At 67.0% G+C, this 16,482-nt stretch carries 14 protein-coding genes; 6 read left to right on the forward strand and 8 right to left on the reverse strand.

Annotated elements, in window-relative coordinates; all coding sequences use genetic code 11:
* Positions 1-164 precede the first annotated feature (164 nt).
* The gene (locus F0U60_RS06305) at positions 165-623 is read left to right on the forward strand and encodes a hypothetical protein (protein ID WP_395815389.1); all 459 of its coding nucleotides are present in this window, start codon (positions 165-167) and stop codon (positions 621-623) included.
* A gap of 6 nt (positions 624-629) precedes the next feature.
* Here F0U60_RS06305 and F0U60_RS06310 read toward each other — a convergent pair whose 3' ends face one another.
* The 8 genes from F0U60_RS06310 to F0U60_RS06345 form a co-directional block, all read right to left on the reverse strand.
* Positions 630-1,670, reverse strand: a complete 1,041-nt coding sequence (locus tag F0U60_RS06310) for an alpha/beta hydrolase family esterase (RefSeq protein WP_395815393.1) — start codon at positions 1,668-1,670, stop codon at positions 630-632.
* Positions 1,671-1,791: 121 nt separating this feature from the next.
* The gene (locus tag F0U60_RS06315) at positions 1,792-3,042 is read right to left on the reverse strand and encodes a transporter substrate-binding domain-containing protein (protein WP_395815396.1); all 1,251 of its coding nucleotides are present in this window, start codon (positions 3,040-3,042) and stop codon (positions 1,792-1,794) included.
* A gap of 89 nt (positions 3,043-3,131) precedes the next feature.
* On the reverse strand, positions 3,132-3,863 hold the full coding sequence (locus F0U60_RS06320) for a hypothetical protein (RefSeq protein WP_395815399.1): 732 nt from the start codon (positions 3,861-3,863) through the stop codon (positions 3,132-3,134).
* A 107-nt stretch (positions 3,864-3,970) separates the two neighbouring features.
* Positions 3,971-4,501, reverse strand: a complete 531-nt coding sequence (locus tag F0U60_RS06325; RefSeq protein ID WP_395815402.1) for a hypothetical protein — start codon at positions 4,499-4,501, stop codon at positions 3,971-3,973.
* 163 nt (positions 4,502-4,664) lie between these two features.
* Entirely contained in the window at positions 4,665-6,149 is a 1,485-nt protein-coding gene (tnpC, locus tag F0U60_RS06330; protein WP_395810572.1) for an IS66 family transposase, read from the reverse strand.
* A gap of 191 nt (positions 6,150-6,340) precedes the next feature.
* Positions 6,341-7,177 (reverse strand): phytanoyl-CoA dioxygenase family protein, encoded by an 837-nt coding sequence (locus F0U60_RS06335; protein WP_395815405.1) that lies wholly within the window; start codon positions 7,175-7,177, stop codon positions 6,341-6,343.
* 21 nt (positions 7,178-7,198) lie between these two features.
* On the reverse strand, positions 7,199-7,663 hold the full coding sequence (locus F0U60_RS06340; RefSeq protein ID WP_395815407.1) for an FBP domain-containing protein: 465 nt from the start codon (positions 7,661-7,663) through the stop codon (positions 7,199-7,201).
* Between the two features lie 190 nt (positions 7,664-7,853).
* Positions 7,854-8,066: a hypothetical protein gene (locus F0U60_RS06345; protein ID WP_395815410.1), complete on the reverse strand. Its 213-nt coding sequence runs from the start codon at positions 8,064-8,066 to the stop codon at positions 7,854-7,856.
* A 254-nt stretch (positions 8,067-8,320) separates the two neighbouring features.
* Between F0U60_RS06345 and F0U60_RS06350 the strand changes: the two genes are divergently transcribed.
* The 5 genes from F0U60_RS06350 to F0U60_RS06370 all read left to right on the forward strand — a co-directional run bounded on the left by F0U60_RS06350 (position 8,321) and on the right by F0U60_RS06370 (position 16,432).
* Positions 8,321-10,012, forward strand: coding sequence for a hypothetical protein (locus F0U60_RS06350; protein ID WP_395815413.1), 1,692 nt, complete (start codon positions 8,321-8,323; stop codon positions 10,010-10,012).
* 130 nt (positions 10,013-10,142) lie between these two features.
* Positions 10,143-12,374, forward strand: a complete 2,232-nt coding sequence (locus F0U60_RS06355) for a sensor histidine kinase (RefSeq protein WP_395815416.1) — start codon at positions 10,143-10,145, stop codon at positions 12,372-12,374.
* Positions 12,375-12,454: 80 nt separating this feature from the next.
* Positions 12,455-13,921, forward strand: coding sequence for an RCC1-like domain-containing protein (locus tag F0U60_RS06360; RefSeq protein WP_395815419.1), 1,467 nt, complete (start codon positions 12,455-12,457; stop codon positions 13,919-13,921).
* Positions 13,918-15,366 carry a di-heme oxidoredictase family protein gene (locus tag F0U60_RS06365; RefSeq protein ID WP_395815422.1) on the forward strand — a complete coding sequence of 483 codons (1,449 nt, stop codon included), beginning with the start codon at positions 13,918-13,920 and terminating at the stop codon, positions 15,364-15,366. Before F0U60_RS06360 ends, F0U60_RS06365 begins: the two co-directional genes overlap by 4 nt.
* A gap of 55 nt (positions 15,367-15,421) precedes the next feature.
* Complete coding sequence (locus F0U60_RS06370) at positions 15,422-16,432, forward strand: NADP-dependent oxidoreductase (RefSeq protein WP_395815425.1); 1,011 nt, start codon at positions 15,422-15,424, stop codon at positions 16,430-16,432.
* Positions 16,433-16,482 lie beyond the last annotated feature (50 nt).

Below are 16,482 nucleotides of genomic sequence, written 5' to 3' on the forward strand. Positions count from 1 at the left end.
CGGCGGCGCACCCTCGGCGCTCGTGGACGATTACATCCACGCCGTTCTACCTGCCGCCCCTCGCTGAAATGGACCTTCGACCTGGACACCTCGGGTAAGATCCTCGATATCCAGTACGAGTGGGAGTGAGAGAGACCGTGTCGACGTCACATCAGGAGGACCCCTTGAGCTTCAAGATTGTACCGTCCATGACAGTCATTGCCGCGACCGAGTTCCTGACTGTGCAAGAGATAGGAACCTGGGGCGAAAAGCTCACGCCGATCATGATGGCGGAGCTCGAGCGTTATGGTCTCACGACGACTGGACCCTGGCTCTTCATCTCCTACGGACGTGATGGCGATCCGAGTCGGAGATTCCGTCACGACTATTGTGTGCCCGTCAGCAATCCAGACCGGTACAGGGGAGCGTTCCAGGTGCGCACGCTCGACCCGTTCCCCTGCTTCTTCTCCCTGCACAAGGGGGCCCTCTCCGAGGAGAGCCTCCGCGCGGGCTACGGAGGCGTCGTCGAGGCGATCACCCAGGCCGGACGGGAGTTCAGCGGCGAGAGCCGCGAGGTCTGGCATGGGTGGACATCGGCGGACTCCACGGCCAACTCGTTCGAAATCCAGATTGGCGTGAAGTGACGTCCCTCACTGGGGGAGGGGGTGGGCTTTCAGGAAGTCCCAGATGGCGTCCGTGGCCTTCAGCTCCGCGGTGAGCGCTCCTCCACACTGCCGCTGCGTCTGTGCCGGGTAGCGCGTGCCTCCCGGCCACACGTGGCCGTTGCGCTCCACCGTGCAGAGCACGACGTCCGCTCCCTGCTCACAGCTTCCATGCGAGACGCAGACGGCACCTCCATTGCGGTACGTCTCCGTGGGCGGGGCGCCACACTTGTTGCGCTCCACCCAGCCCGCGATGACGTCCTCCACTGGAGGTCTCGCCGCCGGGTCCGTTGGGCCCACTCCCCCCTCGAAGGGCGCACACCCGTCTGCGAGTCCGTGCAGGTGCATGACGGGAACGGGCCTCGACGGGTTGCACGGGAAGACTGTCGTGGGCGGCTGGGCTCCGTAGTCCTTGTCCATCAGGAAGGCGGCGTTGGGTGCCACCGCCGCTATCCGGTCCGCCAGCTCGCAGGCCAGCCGATAGGACAGCATGCCTCCATTTGAATGGCCGGTGGCGTACACGCGCCGCGCGTCCACGCACACCTCCGCCGCCGTCGCGTCGATCATCGCCGAGACGAACCCCACGTCATCCACCTCGTTGTCCGCGGCCCGTCCGCAGCAACTCCCCGCGTTCCATATCTGCTGGCCGAGGAGGCTCTCGGTGCCCTCGGGCAGCGCGAGGAGGAAGCCCTCCGCGTCCGCCTTGGCCCGCAGGGCCGTCGTCTCCTCGATGTCCGCCGCCGTGCCACCCCCTCCGTGGAACAGGAACAGCAGCGGAGAGGGCTCCCCCGTTCGCCTCGACGCGGGCACGTAGAGGGTGTAGCGGCGCACCAGCTCCCCCACCTTCAGGGCTCGCGACCAGTTGCCCGCCGGGAGCTCGTCCGCGGTGCAGGCCACGTGTGTGCTCGGCCCCAGTTCCTCGTTGCGGCACCCCAGCGCACTGCCAGCCCCCAGCCACAAGGCCAGGAGCACCCCGCGGACAAGCCAGCCCCGGGCACATCGCTTCTCAACCAGCCGCGGACTCCCCATGCGTCACCGCCTTCGTGATTGGCTAATCATGGCGGCAAATACCAACCGTGGTCCAATTGTCATAGGAGGAGAGCGCCACGTAGCTCGTGAGGGTCCAGATGAAGAGTACCTTCGCCGGGGTTCAACGGGCCGCGCCGAGCTCCACCAGGGCATCGGCGAGGCGGTCGATCTCCTCGCCCTCGAGGCCGGTGGACGCGAGCTCCTCGCGCGCCTTGCGCCGCGTGGCTTCTCGGTCCAGCCCTCGGGGAACGCGCGGCACGAGTGCGCTGATGCGCGAGCTGATCCGCGCGAGCGCCGGTCGTAGCTCGCCATCGAGCGAGTGCACGGGCGCATTCGCGGTGGTGGGCGCGCGGAGCTGGAGCCGTTTGGCCGCGTCCATCTGCGCCTGGAAGAACGTGGTGATTGCCTCGTCCGGAGGCGCCGGAATGCCCCGGGCCGCCGCGGCTTCGTGGACCTCCTTCCGGGCTGCCTCCAGCACTCGCGCCTCCTGCGCGGGCACTTCGATGGGTTGGCCCTCACGCCGCTTGGCCGTGGCCACCCAGGGCATCAGCGCCAGCCGCTCGGCCGTCGCGGCGAGCAGTGCGTCCACGGGCGTCGCGGTGGGCCCGGTGGCGCCGGGGCCCAGGTGCCGCGCGCGGAGCCGCTCGAGCGCTCCGCTTTCCTCCTGCTGCAAGAGCCACGTGTCCAGATCCGCGGCCAAATCGGCCCGCGAGGGAGCCACGTAGAGCGCCACCACGTCTCGGGTGAACGGGCCTACCCGCTCGATGCCGGAGAGGCCCTCGGCCCAGCGCGGACCCTCAAAGGTATTGGTGAGCGCCGCGTCGGCCTGCCCGGTGGCTAGCGCCTCGCGCACCGCCGCGTTGTTAGGGATGGCGAGGATGCGAGCGTTGTGGAAATGGGCTCGCGCCACGCGCTCCAGGTGTCCGCCCCGGTTCACCGCTACTCGGAAATCGGGCCGGTCGAGCGCGCGCAGGAGCGCGAGTGGCTCCTCGGGGGGAGCGCTTTCGGGCGAAGGTGCCCAGGCTGGGCGCCGCAGGAGCAGCAGGGCGCCGTTGCGCGCCACCGGGACGGTGTAGCGCCCGGTCAGCGACCGCTCGGGTCGGAGAGTGATGCCACTGGTCGCCACCTCGAAGCGATGGGCGACCAGGTCCGTCACCAGTTCCGGCCAGCGGAAGCGCACCCACTCGAGGCGGTAGCCGCGGTCGGACGCATAGGCCTCCATGAGCTCGGCGTCGAAGCCGAACGCCTGGCCATCGCGCAGCGTGCTGAAAGGCGGGTAGTCGCTGCTCGTTCCTACGCGGAGGACTCGGGATTCGCGCGAGGGAGGGAGTGTCTGTGGCTGCGTCGCACACGCCGCGAGCAGGACCAGCACGGTGCTCGCGAGGAGACGGAGCCTTCGGGCCTTTGGGAGAGGGGAGGGGTGCATCCCCTGAGTCTGCCCCAGAGTCGCAGCCGTTGTTGCTATCCAGCCCGCTTCAGCCACACCCGCAGGGCGCCTACCGGCTCGAAGCCCAGGGTGCACCACGTGGACAGCTCGTCACCGTGTTCGTAGCCCACGAGCCGCAGCCCTGGGAATGCCGCCATGGCTTGTACGAGCATCTCCGCGCGGAGTACCGCGGGAGCTCCTTCCACGAAGAACGTGTTCGACAGGCTCACGACCCCCGCGGCCCGGTAGGCAATGGCGCCGGCGACGATGGCCTCGTTGTCGTAAGCGGCGAAGAACTGGATGTTCGCGTCGTCCAGCAGCGCGGGGCGGAAGAGGACATGTCTCTGCTCGGAGCGGTGGCTGTCCGAGGGGCCGCGCCAGGCCGCTTCCCATGCGGAGAGCGAGGTCTTGTCGCGAATCGGGAGCCAACGGACTCCGCTGGCGGGAGCAGCCGCAGGTGCTGTCTTGGAGAGGGTGATCCACTGTGCGGCGAACAGCTCTGTGAAGCCTCTCGGAGCGAGGTCGAGCGCCGCGAAGCTGTCTTTGACCCCCCATTGCCCTGGCACGTCGAGCGCGGAGAGTTGCTCGAGCTGTTGAGCCACGTCGTCTCGCGTGAGCGTGATGGCGTTCGGGTAGAACTCGAGAACTCCGGCACGGTTCAACCAGAGAGAGCGGGAGAACTCACCCGGGTAGCCATGTGCGCGGCACACCGCGTCGCACCACGCTGCATTGTTGGCGACTGCGGAGGCAAGCAGATCAGAGGACATACCTAATCATCCGTGGCAGAGGGGGGGGCGTGGCCTTCGAGACTACCACCCGGAGGAGCCCGGCTGCCTGAGTCCGCAGGGCTCCTCGCCTGTGAGCCGGGATGGGCTCACATGCAGGTGCCGGGGTTGGCGAAGTCGGGCGCACAAATGGCGCCGAAGAGCCGCACGAAGGACACGCGCAGGTGCCGTTCGACGAGGGGCTGTTGCCGCACGCGGACTTCGACGCGCACGGGCTGGTTTGGGGCGAGGGTGGCCTCGACCTCCCCGTAGAAGGAATGCGTCAGGCTCGAGTCGCGCACGGTATGGTCGACCCAGGTCGTACCGTCGTGGACTTGCAGGGCGAGCTGCACATCTCCCGCCGCGGTGTCAGCGGCATCCAGCTCCAGCTGGACGGAGCCTCGCACGAGGCCGGGTTGTATGTGGCTGAAAAAACCTTCGATGGACCCGACGACCTGATGGTCCGAGCCCCTTCCGACGGTCTGCTCCGAGGCGGGCAGCGCATGCTCCACGCCGTGAGTGGTGGAGGGAGCGACGTGGATGGACTGGGAGCGCGTGGCGCGGGTGGTGTCCGAGGACAGCTCGGCGCCACAGCCCGACAGGAGGAGGGAGCACAGCGAGAAGGTGAGACGGAATGACAAGGAATGCCCCTGTGTGATTTCTGGTCTGGAGCGGACTCCGACCGAGAGTGCGCCTGTTGACGAAATCCGCCGGAAAATCCTGACGAGGGCTTCGTGGATTTGTTGCAGCGGCCTCCATCGTCGATGTCGTACGCGTTCACGCGTTAGCGGATGAAGGAGCTCGTCAAGCAGCAGCATGAAGGGGAGGAAGAGAAGAGGGCAGCAGAGAGGGCGCGCCGTGACCATGCAGCCAGGACTCAACAGCACGAGTGAGGAAGGGGAGAACGGGACGGTTCTGCAACCGCAGTGTGGTCACGGCGGTGAGAATGCGCTCGATGAAGCGGCTGCCTTCGGGGCTCTTGGTGCCGAAGGACACCTTCCGCATACAGACGGCATGGCGCAGCAGCCGCTCCGCATGATTGTTGGTGGCGGGCACGTCCTCGTGGTGCATGAATGTCCATAGCGCCTTGAACTGCCCCAGCAGCTCGCTGGCCGCATGGGCGGCTTTCTCATCCGCGCACTCCCGTGCCTTCTCCAGCAGCTCTCGTACCCGCTGGCGCACTTCGTCCATCCGCCGCACCATGGTGCCGCGCTCGAGGGTGCCGTCGTGCACCCGGCGCAACAGTTGGAAGAGTGTGGCGGTATATTCCAGCAATTGCTTGCCCACCTCGCACGCTCCCCGGCCTCTATCCACCCAACTCCGGAAATTGCGTTGCAGGTGGCTCCAGCACACCTGCCAGCGCTCCACTCCCAACCACCAGTGCGCTCTGGCTCTGTCGGCTACCACCATCCCCTTGAAGCCCTCGCCCAATATCCACTGCGCCACCTTCTTGCTCCGACCCTCGGCGATGAGAAAGACAGCCACCAGGGCCGTTGCCGCCACCCATAGGGCCTTGCGCAGGGGGCCTTCATGCCAGCCTGTGTCATCCAGGTGCACCGGGCCTGTCTGCTTCCGGATGTATTGGCGCGCCTGTTCCACCGGCTCCGCCAGCGCCTGGCTTACCTGCGCCTCCACCTTGGAGATGCTGCCCAGGGCCACCTCCACCCCCAGCACATCTCTCAATAGCCATTGTACCGGCCGCTTGGGCAGGCGGAGCAGGCCTGTCATGTATGCCACCAGGGCCATGAGTCTGGGGCCGAACGTCCCCGTGGGTACTCCCTCGGGCAACTCGCCCTGCGTCCAACGCTGGCACCCGGCGCAATACCCATACACAAGCCGCCATTCGGTGACGTGCGGCTTCACCTCCGGCACCTCCCACACCTGGTGCCTGCTGGCTGGCGGCCCCTCCTCTCTCTCCTCCACCGGCCCTCCACACTTGCTACACGCCCGGGGCAGCACAGGCCTCACCTCATCCACCTGGTCCTCGGGCAGCAACTGTCGCCCGTGCGCCTCGTGCCCTACCTGCCCTCCCGGCCTGCGCCCGCTACCCCGGGGCTTCTTGTTTCGCCGTCGCCTTCCCTCGGGCCCGTCCGTGGACGGCGGCTTGTCGGAATTGCTCGAATCGCGCCCCAGTCTCTCTCTCAACTCGGCAATGGTGGCTCGCAACTCGGCAATGGTGGCTCGTGCCGCAGCCAACTCCCGTCGCAGCTCGGCGATGGTCGCCTGGTCCTCGGCATGCCGCGCTTCCAATTGCGCGATTCGCGCATCCCTGGGGTCTACTTCTCCCATAGGTCTCTACTGCTCAACTTCTCCCGTCCTGTCTACCCCTGATTGTTCGCCTGCTCGTCTACTGCCTCGTCCCTCAACATGCCAGACGCGTGAACGCGTACTCGATGTCTTCTGGAATGCCTTCGGCGAAGACGAACATCCGCATCAACGCCGCGCTCCCGGTGGACGGGGGAGTTGTCGCGCGCTAGGCCCTACACGTACGGGCCGAAGCCTCGGAGCGGCAGCGAGGGCGCACGGCGCAGCCAGTTGTCCTCAGGGTAGTGCGCCGTGCCATCGATGAGGTGGACTGAGTAGGCGTGGCGGCTCTTGGACGAGGTGTTGGCGCCGCTCCTGTGGGGCAGAAGCCCGTGCAGCACGACCAGGGTGCCCTTCTCCACCTCCAGCGGCACCATTCCCTCCTCGGGCAGGGGCGTGGGGTCCAACACCTGGAACGCCGTGCCGCCTCCTTCGGCGCGCACGAAGCGCTTCTTCAAGCCCAGCGTGTGCCCTCCGGGCAGCGCCCACAGGCAGCCGTTCTCCAGCGTGGCGTCCTCCAGCGCGAACCAGAAGCCCAGGCAGGTGGACGGCTCCGTGTACAGGAACGTCGCGTCCTGGTGGCAGTTGACCTCGCCCCCAATGTGGGGCTGCTTGAAGATGTACATCGATTGGAGCAGCAGCGGCTGCTTCAAGCCCAGCTCCGAGGCCAACTTCGCCAGCTCTTGTGTGCGGGAGAACCTGTCGAAGAGCGGATCCAGGTCGTGCAGGGCGTGGCCAATCTTGTTGATGGACAGCGCCTTCTCCTGGCGCAGGGAGCCATCCGGCCGGAAGGCGTCTTCCTCGAAGAAGAAGCGGATGGCGTCCCCCGACGACAGGAAGTACTCGTCCGAGGTCCGGGTCTGATCGTGCGTGGTGAAGATGGAGACCGTCTCTGGCTGAAACTCGGCGACCAGCTCATCCGCTCGGGTTCTCAAGGCGTCGCAGGCCGCCGGCGGGACGAACCCGGGAAGCACGAGGAAGCCCTGTCGCTCGAAGTCTCTGGCTCGGTCCATGTTCACACCCCTGCCCTATTTCTAGCTGACCTCCATGCCCAGCGCCTCACTCGCGAAGCGAGACATGCGTTCGCTCAGCGCCTTGATGTCGTCCAAGGCACTTCGACCGGACAGGTTGGCCGCCGTCTCCAGCTTCTCGTTGCAGCGGAGATCCAGGCAGAGATTCACGCCCACTCGGCGCTTCGAATCGACATCCGTGGTGAGCAGCCCGATCTGGTCCGCCGAACCAGAGGCCCGGCACCAGTCACACACCCGAAGCGCCAGGGCCTTGTCTCCCTGTTGATCTCGGCGGAAGGCGATGCCCGTGGGCCGCTTGCTACCCGGCGCGGTGAACACGAGGAAGACGCGAACCCCGTAGGGATCTACCCACGCGAGGTAGTCGCGGACGAAGAGGGGGAGGCTGGTGCCCTTGGGCAAGTCGACGAACTTGCGATCCCGCGAGCGGAATGCGCTCAGCAACTCTTTCTCTGTCTCGATGCGGAACATCAGGGCCTCCTCGGATTGTCGCGTTTCCTTATACCGTGCCGAGGGTTTCTGCTCGGCCGGAGTCAACTCCCAGGACGGTGTGCGTCTCACGCACCTGACAGGAAGCTGGGAAACGAGGACATCGCCGGAAGTCCTCTCAGATTCATTGCGGCGGATGCGCCGCACGGGCAGGTCCCGGCCGCTACGCCTCCTATTTATCGGTGAGTGCGGCGGGGCGGACGAGCGCCAACTCCAGCGGCTCGCTGACTCCGGGCGGCGGGTTCTTCTCCTGGATGGACAGGGTGACCAGGCCGATCAGGTCGGAGATCTCCCGGAGGATCTGAGTCGAGTTGTAACCCTGTGCACGTAGCTGCTGGAAGAACGTGCGTGCAGCGATCCTCGGGCCGCGGACATCGTCGTTCATGGACTTCCTTTCGTTGAGAGGAGGCAGGGGGAGGGGCACTTCGTTTGATGGGAATGAGACGGCGTCGCTCCTCTGTGAAGGGGTGAAAGGCTCCCGGCGCTCGACTGGTCGGGGACGTCCCAGGCCCTGCCAACCTCAGCGCCCGAGGGCGTCACACTGAGTGTCTCTCACTCTTCCTTCTGCACTGGCCAATTCAGGCCAGGCGCCACCCGCCTCGCGCGAATGAGCGCTCGGGCCGAGGGAACGAGGGAACCATGAGCACGCAGCGTAAACGAGGCATGCCGCGCCAGCAGGGAAAGCGGCTCGCCCCGAAGACGTCTTCTGCCAGGATGGGCAAGGTTGTTTCCAAGCAGGGCGATCATGCGGGCTTGGGCTTGAGCCTGGGCTTGAAACGGAAGGCGGAGGCCTTTCGTCTTCGGCTCAAGGCAGCCAAGACCGAGCTCTTCCTCAAAGCGCCTCCCCTGACGGCGAACGGAGACGAGGAGCGCTACCCCACTCGGATTGGCAACTTCACCAAGACGCTCCCCCACAACGAGCTGGGAGAGGTGGAGCCCGCGGCCTACGCTGCGTACCTGAAGGGGCTGGCTGCCCAGAGCTTTGAGAAGCTCGAGGTTGTTCCTGGCGAGGGCCGCCTCCAGAACCCGCTGGGCGGGCTGGCCTTCAGCATGGAGGGGCCGGACAGCGCGGTCATCGCCGTTCAGCCTGCGCCTGCCCTCGCGAGCGCTGAATGGGCCGCGGACCTGGCCGAGCTCTACTGGATGGCGCTCCTCCGAGACGTGCCCTTCTCCGCCTACGACAGCCATCCGCTGGCGCTCGAGGCCCGCCGGGACCTGGCGCGCTTCTCCGGCTACAAGGGGCCGAGGGAGCCGGTGACTGGGGAGATCCGCGCCAAGGATCTGTTCCGCACCGACCATCCTGGTGTGCGGGATGGCCTGATGGTCTCTCAGTTTCAGCTCCAGAACTTCATCTACGATGGCATCTCCATCCCGCAGCGCTTCAGCACGGCCGTTCCGGAGCAGGATTTCCTCACCTTCTTCCCTGAGTGGCTCCGAGCGCAGCGGGGCATCCGCGTCACCCTTCCTGATCCGAGGGATCTCACGCCGCGCTACATGCGCAACGCTCGTGACATGGGTCGGTCGGCCGGACAGGACATCATCACCTCGTCGTACATCAAGGCCGCCTTCATCCTCCTCCTGTCACCTTTGGGCGTCGAGGGCTTCGATGAGGCGAACCCCTATCACCCGAGCCGGAGCCGCCGGCAGGATGGCTTCTCTACCTTTGGCCTCTCCCATTTGATGGAGCTGATCGGCAAGGTGCACAAGTCCGAGCACCACTCCTGGTTCCAGAAGTGGCACGTGCAGCGCTTCCTGCGGCCCGAGGAGGGCGGGGGCCGCGTGCACAACGCGAAGACGGGCGCGGCCTCCTATCCCATCCACGAGGACTTGCTGACGCGCTCGTCGGTGCTGGAGCACATCTTCGAGCTCAACCGCCGGCGCAACCGCGAGCGGCCGGAGATCAGTCAGGACGTGGGGACGTACCTGTTGCCCCAGCTCTTCCGCAACGGCTGCCCCACCAGCCCCTCCTACCCGGCGGGCCACGGAGTGACCGCCGGCTGCTGCGGCACGTTGCTCAAGGCCTGGTTCAACGAGGACCTGCCCTTCCCCAATCCGGTGAAGCCCACCGAGGATGGGCTCTCGCTTGAGCCTTACCGGGTGGGGGTGGACGGGCCCGTGCTCACCATCGGCGGAGAGATCAACAAGCTCGTCCACAACCTCACCGTGGGGCGGAACATGTCTGGCGTGCATTGGCGCTCGGATGACGTCGCCGGCAACCTCGTGGGCGAAGAGGTGGCCATCCGCGTCCTGCGCGAGGAGAAGGCCCTCTACCCCGAGCGCTTCGAGGGCTTCCGACTCACCCGGTTCGACGGGACGTCCATCACCGTCTGAGCCACGCTCCTCCTGCTTGCCTTGCCGCGGAATCCGCGATTGTGTATCTGGGACTCCCGGGCGCCTCTTGGGACGGAGGGGCGCCGCGTCACCGCGGTGGGTTTCGTCAGGCACCGCAGGAGGCCTCTTCATGCTGTCGGCGCACCGTCCACGCTCCTCGCTCGCCCGCTCGACCCTCACGCAGATGGGCGTGCGTGTCGCGGTGATCATCGCCCTGGCCACTCTCCTCAGCTACCTCCACATCTTCAGGGCCTTCCGCGAGGAAGCCCTCGGACAGCTGGAGCGCAGTGTCCTCAGGCGCGGCCAGCAGGAGCAGGCCATCCGCGCTCAAGCGGAGGGCCACCACGTCGTTCTCAGGAAGGCAATGCAGGAGCGGCTGCGGGCCTGGCAGTCGCTGGACCCCCGACCCCGCTTCGACAGTCTGTTCATGTCCTTGCCGGATGGGACGATCCGCAACCGCCCCGAGGGCTTCGATGGCACGAGCATGCCGGGAGTCTTCATTCCCAACGGCGTGACGGTGGATGACGACTTCCGCCGCCGGATCCTGGCCGCATATGACGTGGTGGACCTGTATGGGCCTGCCTTCCACGTTCGCTTCACGAATACATACATCCTCCTGCCGGAGGCTGCGATCGTCATCTACTGGCCGGAGCAGCCGACGTGGTGCCTGGATGTCGATCCAGCCGCCATGGACCCGGACTTCGAGCTCTTTTCCATCAACACGCCCAGGCGCAATCCCCAGAGGCGGATGAACTGGACGGCCATCACGGTGGAGCCCATCTCCATCTCGCTCGCCACACCGGTGGATCTGGACGGCCGCCACGTCGCGTCCATCGGTCATGACATCCTCATCGAGGAGTTGAAGGCTCGCACCCTCAACGACAGCCCTCCTGGGGCCTACAACCTCATCTTCACCAACGAGGCCGAGCTCATCGTCCACCCCGGGATGCGGATGAAGACCGGGGCCTTCGCCTACAACATCCTGAACGAGGAGCGGCCTCTGGAGACGATCTTCGAGCAGGCGCTCTCCACGGAGGAGCGAACCCATCTGCGCGCCATCTTCGAGCGGGTGAAGGGCCGCGCGCCCGGCCAGATCGTGCTGGAGCTGCCGGAGTACGACGAGTACCTCGCCGTGGCATGGCTGAATGGTCCGGACTGGAACCTCGTGACGGTGCTGCCCAGGCACACCGTGTCCTCGGCGGCCTTCGGGGCCGCGCGCTATGTCCTGGTTTTTGGTCTGGCATCCCTGGTCATGGAGTTGCTCATCATGTCCTGGGTGCTGAGGCGGCAGATCTCCCAGCCGCTGCGGGCCTTTACCCAGGCCACGGATCAGGTGACGGCCGGTGACTTCCAGGTCGCCTTCCACGACTCGCGCGACGATGAGCTGGGGCAGTTGGCCCGGGGCTTCGAGCTGATGGCCCACGAGCTCCAACGGCGCGAGGCGGCCCTGCGGGAGGCCAACGAAGGGCTGGAGAGCCGCATCGAGGCGAGAACCCGGGAGCTGCGGGAGAAGAATCTCGAGCTCGAGGGGACGCTGAAGCAGCTTGAGGAGACGCAGGAGTTGCTGGTGGAAAAAGAGCGGCTGGCCTCCCTGGGCGCCCTGATGGCTGGCATTGCCCATGAGATCAAGAACCCGCTCAACTTCGTGAACAACTTCGCCCAGCTTTCGGTGGGCCTCGTCCAGGAGCTGCGCGAGGAGCTGAAGGGACATCCGCCGGGCCTGGAGGGGTCCTCGCTCCAGCGGATGGACGAGCTGCTGACCTGGCTCGAGCAGAACGTCGGGAAGGTCGAAGAGCATGGCAAGCGGGCCGACAGCATCTTGCGCACCATGCAGCTGCACTCCCACGTGCGGGTCAACGAGCGAAAGCCCACGGACCTGAACGCGCTGGTGGAGGAGCAGCTGGACCTGGTCTCCCAGAGTCTTCGGAGCACCCATCCGGGCCTGGAGGTGCTCTTCCACAAAGAGCTGGACCCCGCCCTGGGGTGGGTGGAGCTGGCGCCGCAAGACTTCGGGCGGGCCCTCCTGAACATCCTCAACAACAGCCTGTACGCCGTGGCGGAGAAGCGGAAGCAGGTGGGGCCGGGCTTCACTCCCGAGGTGCGCGTGAGCAGCCGGAGCGAGGGCGCTCGGGTGAGGATTCTCATCCGTGACAACGGCACCGGCATCCCGCGCAAGCTTCACGACAAGGTGTTCAGTCCCTTCTTCACCACCAAGCCCGTGGGAGTGGGGACAGGACTGGGGCTGGCCATCTGCCAGGATGTCGTGGTTCGGCAGCACGGGGGGGAGCTCCGGCTCGATTCCGTGGAAGGGCAATACACCGAGCTCCTCCTGGTCCTCCCCCGAGTGGATGTGAAGCGCTGAGCCGGTGGCTTGTACTCCTCCCCGGGATGCGTTACCGCCAGGGCTTTCCGCCGGGGACATGCTCCGGTGAAGGGAGAGCCATGTTCCGACATATCCCTCGCGCCCTGCTCGGGGCTGCACTGCTGTGGGGGTGTGGTGATAAGCCATCGCCCGATCTGACACCTCCGAGCGTGCTCCTCACTACTCCGCGCGAGGTGTGGCGCCAGAGGGTGCGGCTAACGGGCCTGGCGGGTGATGACACCGGCGTGGAACGGCTCACCTGGTGGCTCAACGGTGGGGAGGCCCAGGTGCTCGAGTCCACGGCGGCGGAGGGTGGACGCGCCTTCTCGCTGGAGCTGCTGTCCCGGCCCGGCGCCAACACGTTGGTGGTTCGCGCGGAGGATGCAGCGGGCAACGTGACGGATGCATCCACCTCCTTCCAGGTTTCGTTCGGCCCCCTTGTGTCTGCAGGCGGCCTGCACGGCGGTACGGTGCGCGGCGGGCAGCTCTACACGTGGGGGCAGAACACGCAGGGACAGCTCGGGCTGGGGGACACCACGGCGCGTCCCCTCCCGACTGTGGTGGCGGACCTCTCCCAGGTGGCCTCTATCGCCTTCAACAGCAACACCTCGCTCGCGATACGCGAGGACGGCTCGGTGTGGACGTGGGGTGCCAACGCCAGCGGGCAGCTCGGCCTGGGGACCCCGCCGGTGGACGGGCAGACGCGCACTCCGGACACGCAGGCCCGCAACCGGCCCACGCAGGTGCCTGGGCTGACGGGCGCGGTGTCGGGTGCGCTCGGCTTCAGCCATGCCCTCGTGCTGCTGGCCGATGGCTCCGTGGTGGCCTTTGGGAAGAACAACAACGGGCAGCTCGGGGATGGCACCACCACGGACCGCGACTACCCGGTGCGCGTGCTCGGGCTGACGGACGTGGTGAAGCTGGCGGGGGGCTCGCAGCAGTCGGTGGCCTTGAAGCGAGACGGTACGGTCTGGGCCTGGGGCAACAACGACTCCGGCAACCTGGGCCAGGGCGCCGAGGACACGGTGGCCCACCCCGAGCCCGCGCAGGTGCCGGGTCTCAGCGGCGTGGTGGACATCGCCAGCGGGCGTGAACACATGCTGGCGCTGCACACGGATGGCACGGTGTCCGCCTGGGGCCTCAACGCCAGCGGCCAGGTGGGGAACGGGGAGGGCGGCACGGGCCTCGAGGTGTATGCGCCAGTGAAGGTGGTGGGCCTGACGGACGTGGTGGCCGTCTACGCCAACTCCAACTTCAGCCTCGCGTTGAAGGCGGACGGCACCCTGTGGGGCTTTGGCCAGAACTTCAACGGACAGCTCGGCAACGGGCAGAGTGGCAAGGACTATCAGGCGGATCCTCTCGCGGACACGGCGGTGGTGGGGCTCTCGGACCTGCGGGATGTCGCCGCGGGCTCCACGTTCGGGCTGGGATTGCGCCGGGACGGACTGCTCTTCGGGTGGGGTTGGAACAGCAATGGCTCGCTCGGCAACGACGAGCTGCAGAACAACTGGAGCTTCGCCGAGCCCGTGAAGGTGAAGCTGCCATGAAGAGGTGGTACGGCCAGGTGTTGGGTGTGGCACTCCTCGTTCAGTCGGTAGCGTGCCGGGAGGAGCCCATGCCTCCGTCGCCGACTCCGACGGACGAGGAGCCTCCGGTTCGCTGGGATGTGGTGGAGCCCGGCGAGGCCTTGTCTGGCGGCGAAGCGGGCACCGTCTCCAACGCGAGCGCACAGGCCTTCTCGCAGGCGCTGCCCGCGCTATCGCTGGAGCGGCGCTCGAGCTTCGTCTCGGGGCGGGGCGTCTTCGAGATTGATTGGGTTCCGGCGCCGGCTTCGAGCAGCCGGGCGGACCGGGATGGGCTGGGCCCCGTCTTCCATGCGGTGGCGTGCATTTCGTGCCACCCGGCCAACGGACGGGCTGCGCCGCCGGATGAGCCCGGCTCCACGGGAGAGTCTCTGTTGGTGCGCCTGAGCATTCCTGGCACGACGCCAACGGGCGCTCCGCTCGCCGAGCCCACCTACGGCGATCAGCTCCAACCGAAGGGGATTCCGGGCGTACCGGCCGAGGCGCGCGTGGTGGTGCGTCACACGCCGCTCCCGGGCACCTTCGCGGATGGCGAGGCCTTCTCCCTCCAGGCTCCGGAGTACGTGCTGGAGGAGCTGGCCCATGGTTCGCCGCACCCGGACACGCTGCTGTCGCCACGGCTCGCTCAGCCACTGCATGGACTCGGCCTGTTGGCGGCGGTGCCCGAGGCGACGGTGCTGGAGTGGGCGGACCCGGAGGATGCGAATGGTGACGGCATCTCCGGCCGACCCAATCGTGTGTGGAGTGTGCGCCAGGGCAGGCAGGTGTTGGGTCGCTTCGGATGGAAGGCGAACCAGCCGGACCTGGAGCAGCAGAGCGCGGGGGCTTTCCTTGGGGACATGGGGCTCACCACGTCCCTCTTCCCCACGCAGCCCTGCACCTTCGCCGAACAGGCCTGCGGTGATGCGCCCCCGGGTGGGACTCCGGAGGTGGAGGACAACCGGCTGGCGGCGCTCACCTTCTTCTCGCACGTCATCGCCGTGCCAGCGCGCCGGAACGTGGACTCGCCCCGGGTGTTGCAGGGCAAGGCCCTCTTCCACCGCGTGGGGTGTGCGGGCTGTCATCGGCCCACGCTCACCACGGGCTCGCTGGAGGGCTACCCGGAGTTGTCTGGACAGCGCATCCGTCCTTACACGGACCTCTTGCTGCACGACCTGGGCGAGGCTCTCGCGGACGGGAGGCCGGACTTCGAGGCCTCCGGGCGCGAGTGGCGCACGGCGCCGCTGTGGGGCATTGGGCTGACGGCCACCGTCAATGGACACACGCGCTTTCTTCACGATGGTCGCGCGCGCTCGCTGATGGAGGCCATCCTCTGGCATGGCGGCGAGGCCGAGGCCTCTCGTGAAGCGGTGCGTCAACTCTCGAAGGGCGAGCGTGAGGTACTCATCACCTTCCTCGAATCCCTGTAGCGGTCGGGATGGGCTTATAGACGCATAAATACCCTGGCGCTATAAGCCCGCCCCCATGAACGCGACCAACCACCAATTCCGCCTCGCCGCTCGTCCGGTGGGCATGCCGAAGCGCGCAGACTGGAACTACACCGAGGAGCCCGTTCGCGAGCCGGCGGACGGCGAGCTGCTGGTCAAGGTGCTCTACCTCTCGCTCGACCCGGCCATGCGCGGTTGGATGAACGAGGGCAAGTCCTATATCCCGCCCGTGGGCATTGGTGAGGTCATGCGCGCAGGAGGCGCGGGCCGGGTCGTCTCCAGCAAGCACCCCGGGTTCGTGGCGGGCGACTACGTCATCGGCCACTTCGGCGTGCAGGAGTACGCCCTCTCCGATGGCAAGGACGTCGCCAAGGTCGACCCGAAGGTGGCTCCGCTGCCGGTGTACCTTGGCACGCTCGGCATGCCCGGCCTGACGGCCTATTTTGGCCTGCTCGACATCGGCAAGCCGAACCCGGGGGACACCGTTGTTGTCTCGGGCGCGGCCGGTGCCGTGGGCACGGTGGTTGGACAGATCGCGAAGCTCAAGGGGTGTCGCGTCGTGGGCATCGCCGGCGGGGCCGACAAGTGCCGGTACCTCGTGGACGAGCTCGGCTTCGACGCCGCCATCGACTACAAGTCCGAGGACGTCAAGGCTGCGCTGCGGACGCACTGCCCCAAGGGCGTGGACGTCTACTTCGATAACGTTGGCGGTGACATCCTCGATGCGGTGCTCACCCGGCTCGCGCGCGGCGCGCGCATCGTCATCTGCGGTGCCATCTCGCAGTACAACAACACGGGTCCGGTGAAGGGTCCGGCCAACTACATGTCCCTGCTGGTCAACCGCGCCAGCATGACGGGCATGGTGGTGTTCGACTACGCCGCGCGCTACGGCGAGGCGGCGCGCGAGATGGCCGGCTGGATGGCCGCCGGCAAGCTCAAGTCGCGCGAGGACATCGTCGAGGGCCTGGAGACGTTCCCCGACACCCTGCTGAAGCTCTTCAAGGGTGAGAACACGGGCAAGCTCGTGCTCAAGGTCGCCGGGGAGTAACGGCGGCTCCCGCCGAGGCACACGGCTTGTGCCTCGGCGGTGGGCGGGTG

The organism is Archangium minus (genome assembly GCF_044360475.1).
In the GTDB taxonomy this organism is placed as follows: Bacteria; Myxococcota; Myxococcia; order Myxococcales; family Myxococcaceae; genus Archangium; species Archangium minus.

Excerpts from the sequence above, each read along its gene's own strand:
- F0U60_RS06310 (WP_395815393.1), bottom strand. The coding sequence starts at position 1,670 with ATGGGGAGTCCGCGGCTGGTTGAGAAGCGATGTGCCCGGGGCTGGCTT.
- F0U60_RS06320 (WP_395815399.1), bottom strand. The coding sequence starts at position 3,863 with ATGTCCTCTGATCTGCTTGCCTCCGCAGTCGCCAACAATGCAGCGTGG.
- tnpC (WP_395810572.1), bottom strand. The coding sequence starts at position 6,149 with ATGGGAGAAGTAGACCCCAGGGATGCGCGAATCGCGCAATTGGAAGCG.
- F0U60_RS06335 (WP_395815405.1), bottom strand. The coding sequence starts at position 7,177 with ATGGACCGAGCCAGAGACTTCGAGCGACAGGGCTTCCTCGTGCTTCCC.
- F0U60_RS06340 (WP_395815407.1), bottom strand. The coding sequence starts at position 7,663 with ATGTTCCGCATCGAGACAGAGAAAGAGTTGCTGAGCGCATTCCGCTCG.
- F0U60_RS06345 (WP_395815410.1), bottom strand. The coding sequence starts at position 8,066 with ATGAACGACGATGTCCGCGGCCCGAGGATCGCTGCACGCACGTTCTTC.
- F0U60_RS06350 (WP_395815413.1), top strand. The coding sequence starts at position 8,321 with ATGAGCACGCAGCGTAAACGAGGCATGCCGCGCCAGCAGGGAAAGCGG.
- F0U60_RS06355 (WP_395815416.1), top strand. The coding sequence starts at position 10,143 with ATGCTGTCGGCGCACCGTCCACGCTCCTCGCTCGCCCGCTCGACCCTC.
- F0U60_RS06360 (WP_395815419.1), top strand. The coding sequence starts at position 12,455 with ATGTTCCGACATATCCCTCGCGCCCTGCTCGGGGCTGCACTGCTGTGG.
- F0U60_RS06365 (WP_395815422.1), top strand. The coding sequence starts at position 13,918 with ATGAAGAGGTGGTACGGCCAGGTGTTGGGTGTGGCACTCCTCGTTCAG.
- F0U60_RS06370 (WP_395815425.1), top strand. The coding sequence starts at position 15,422 with ATGAACGCGACCAACCACCAATTCCGCCTCGCCGCTCGTCCGGTGGGC.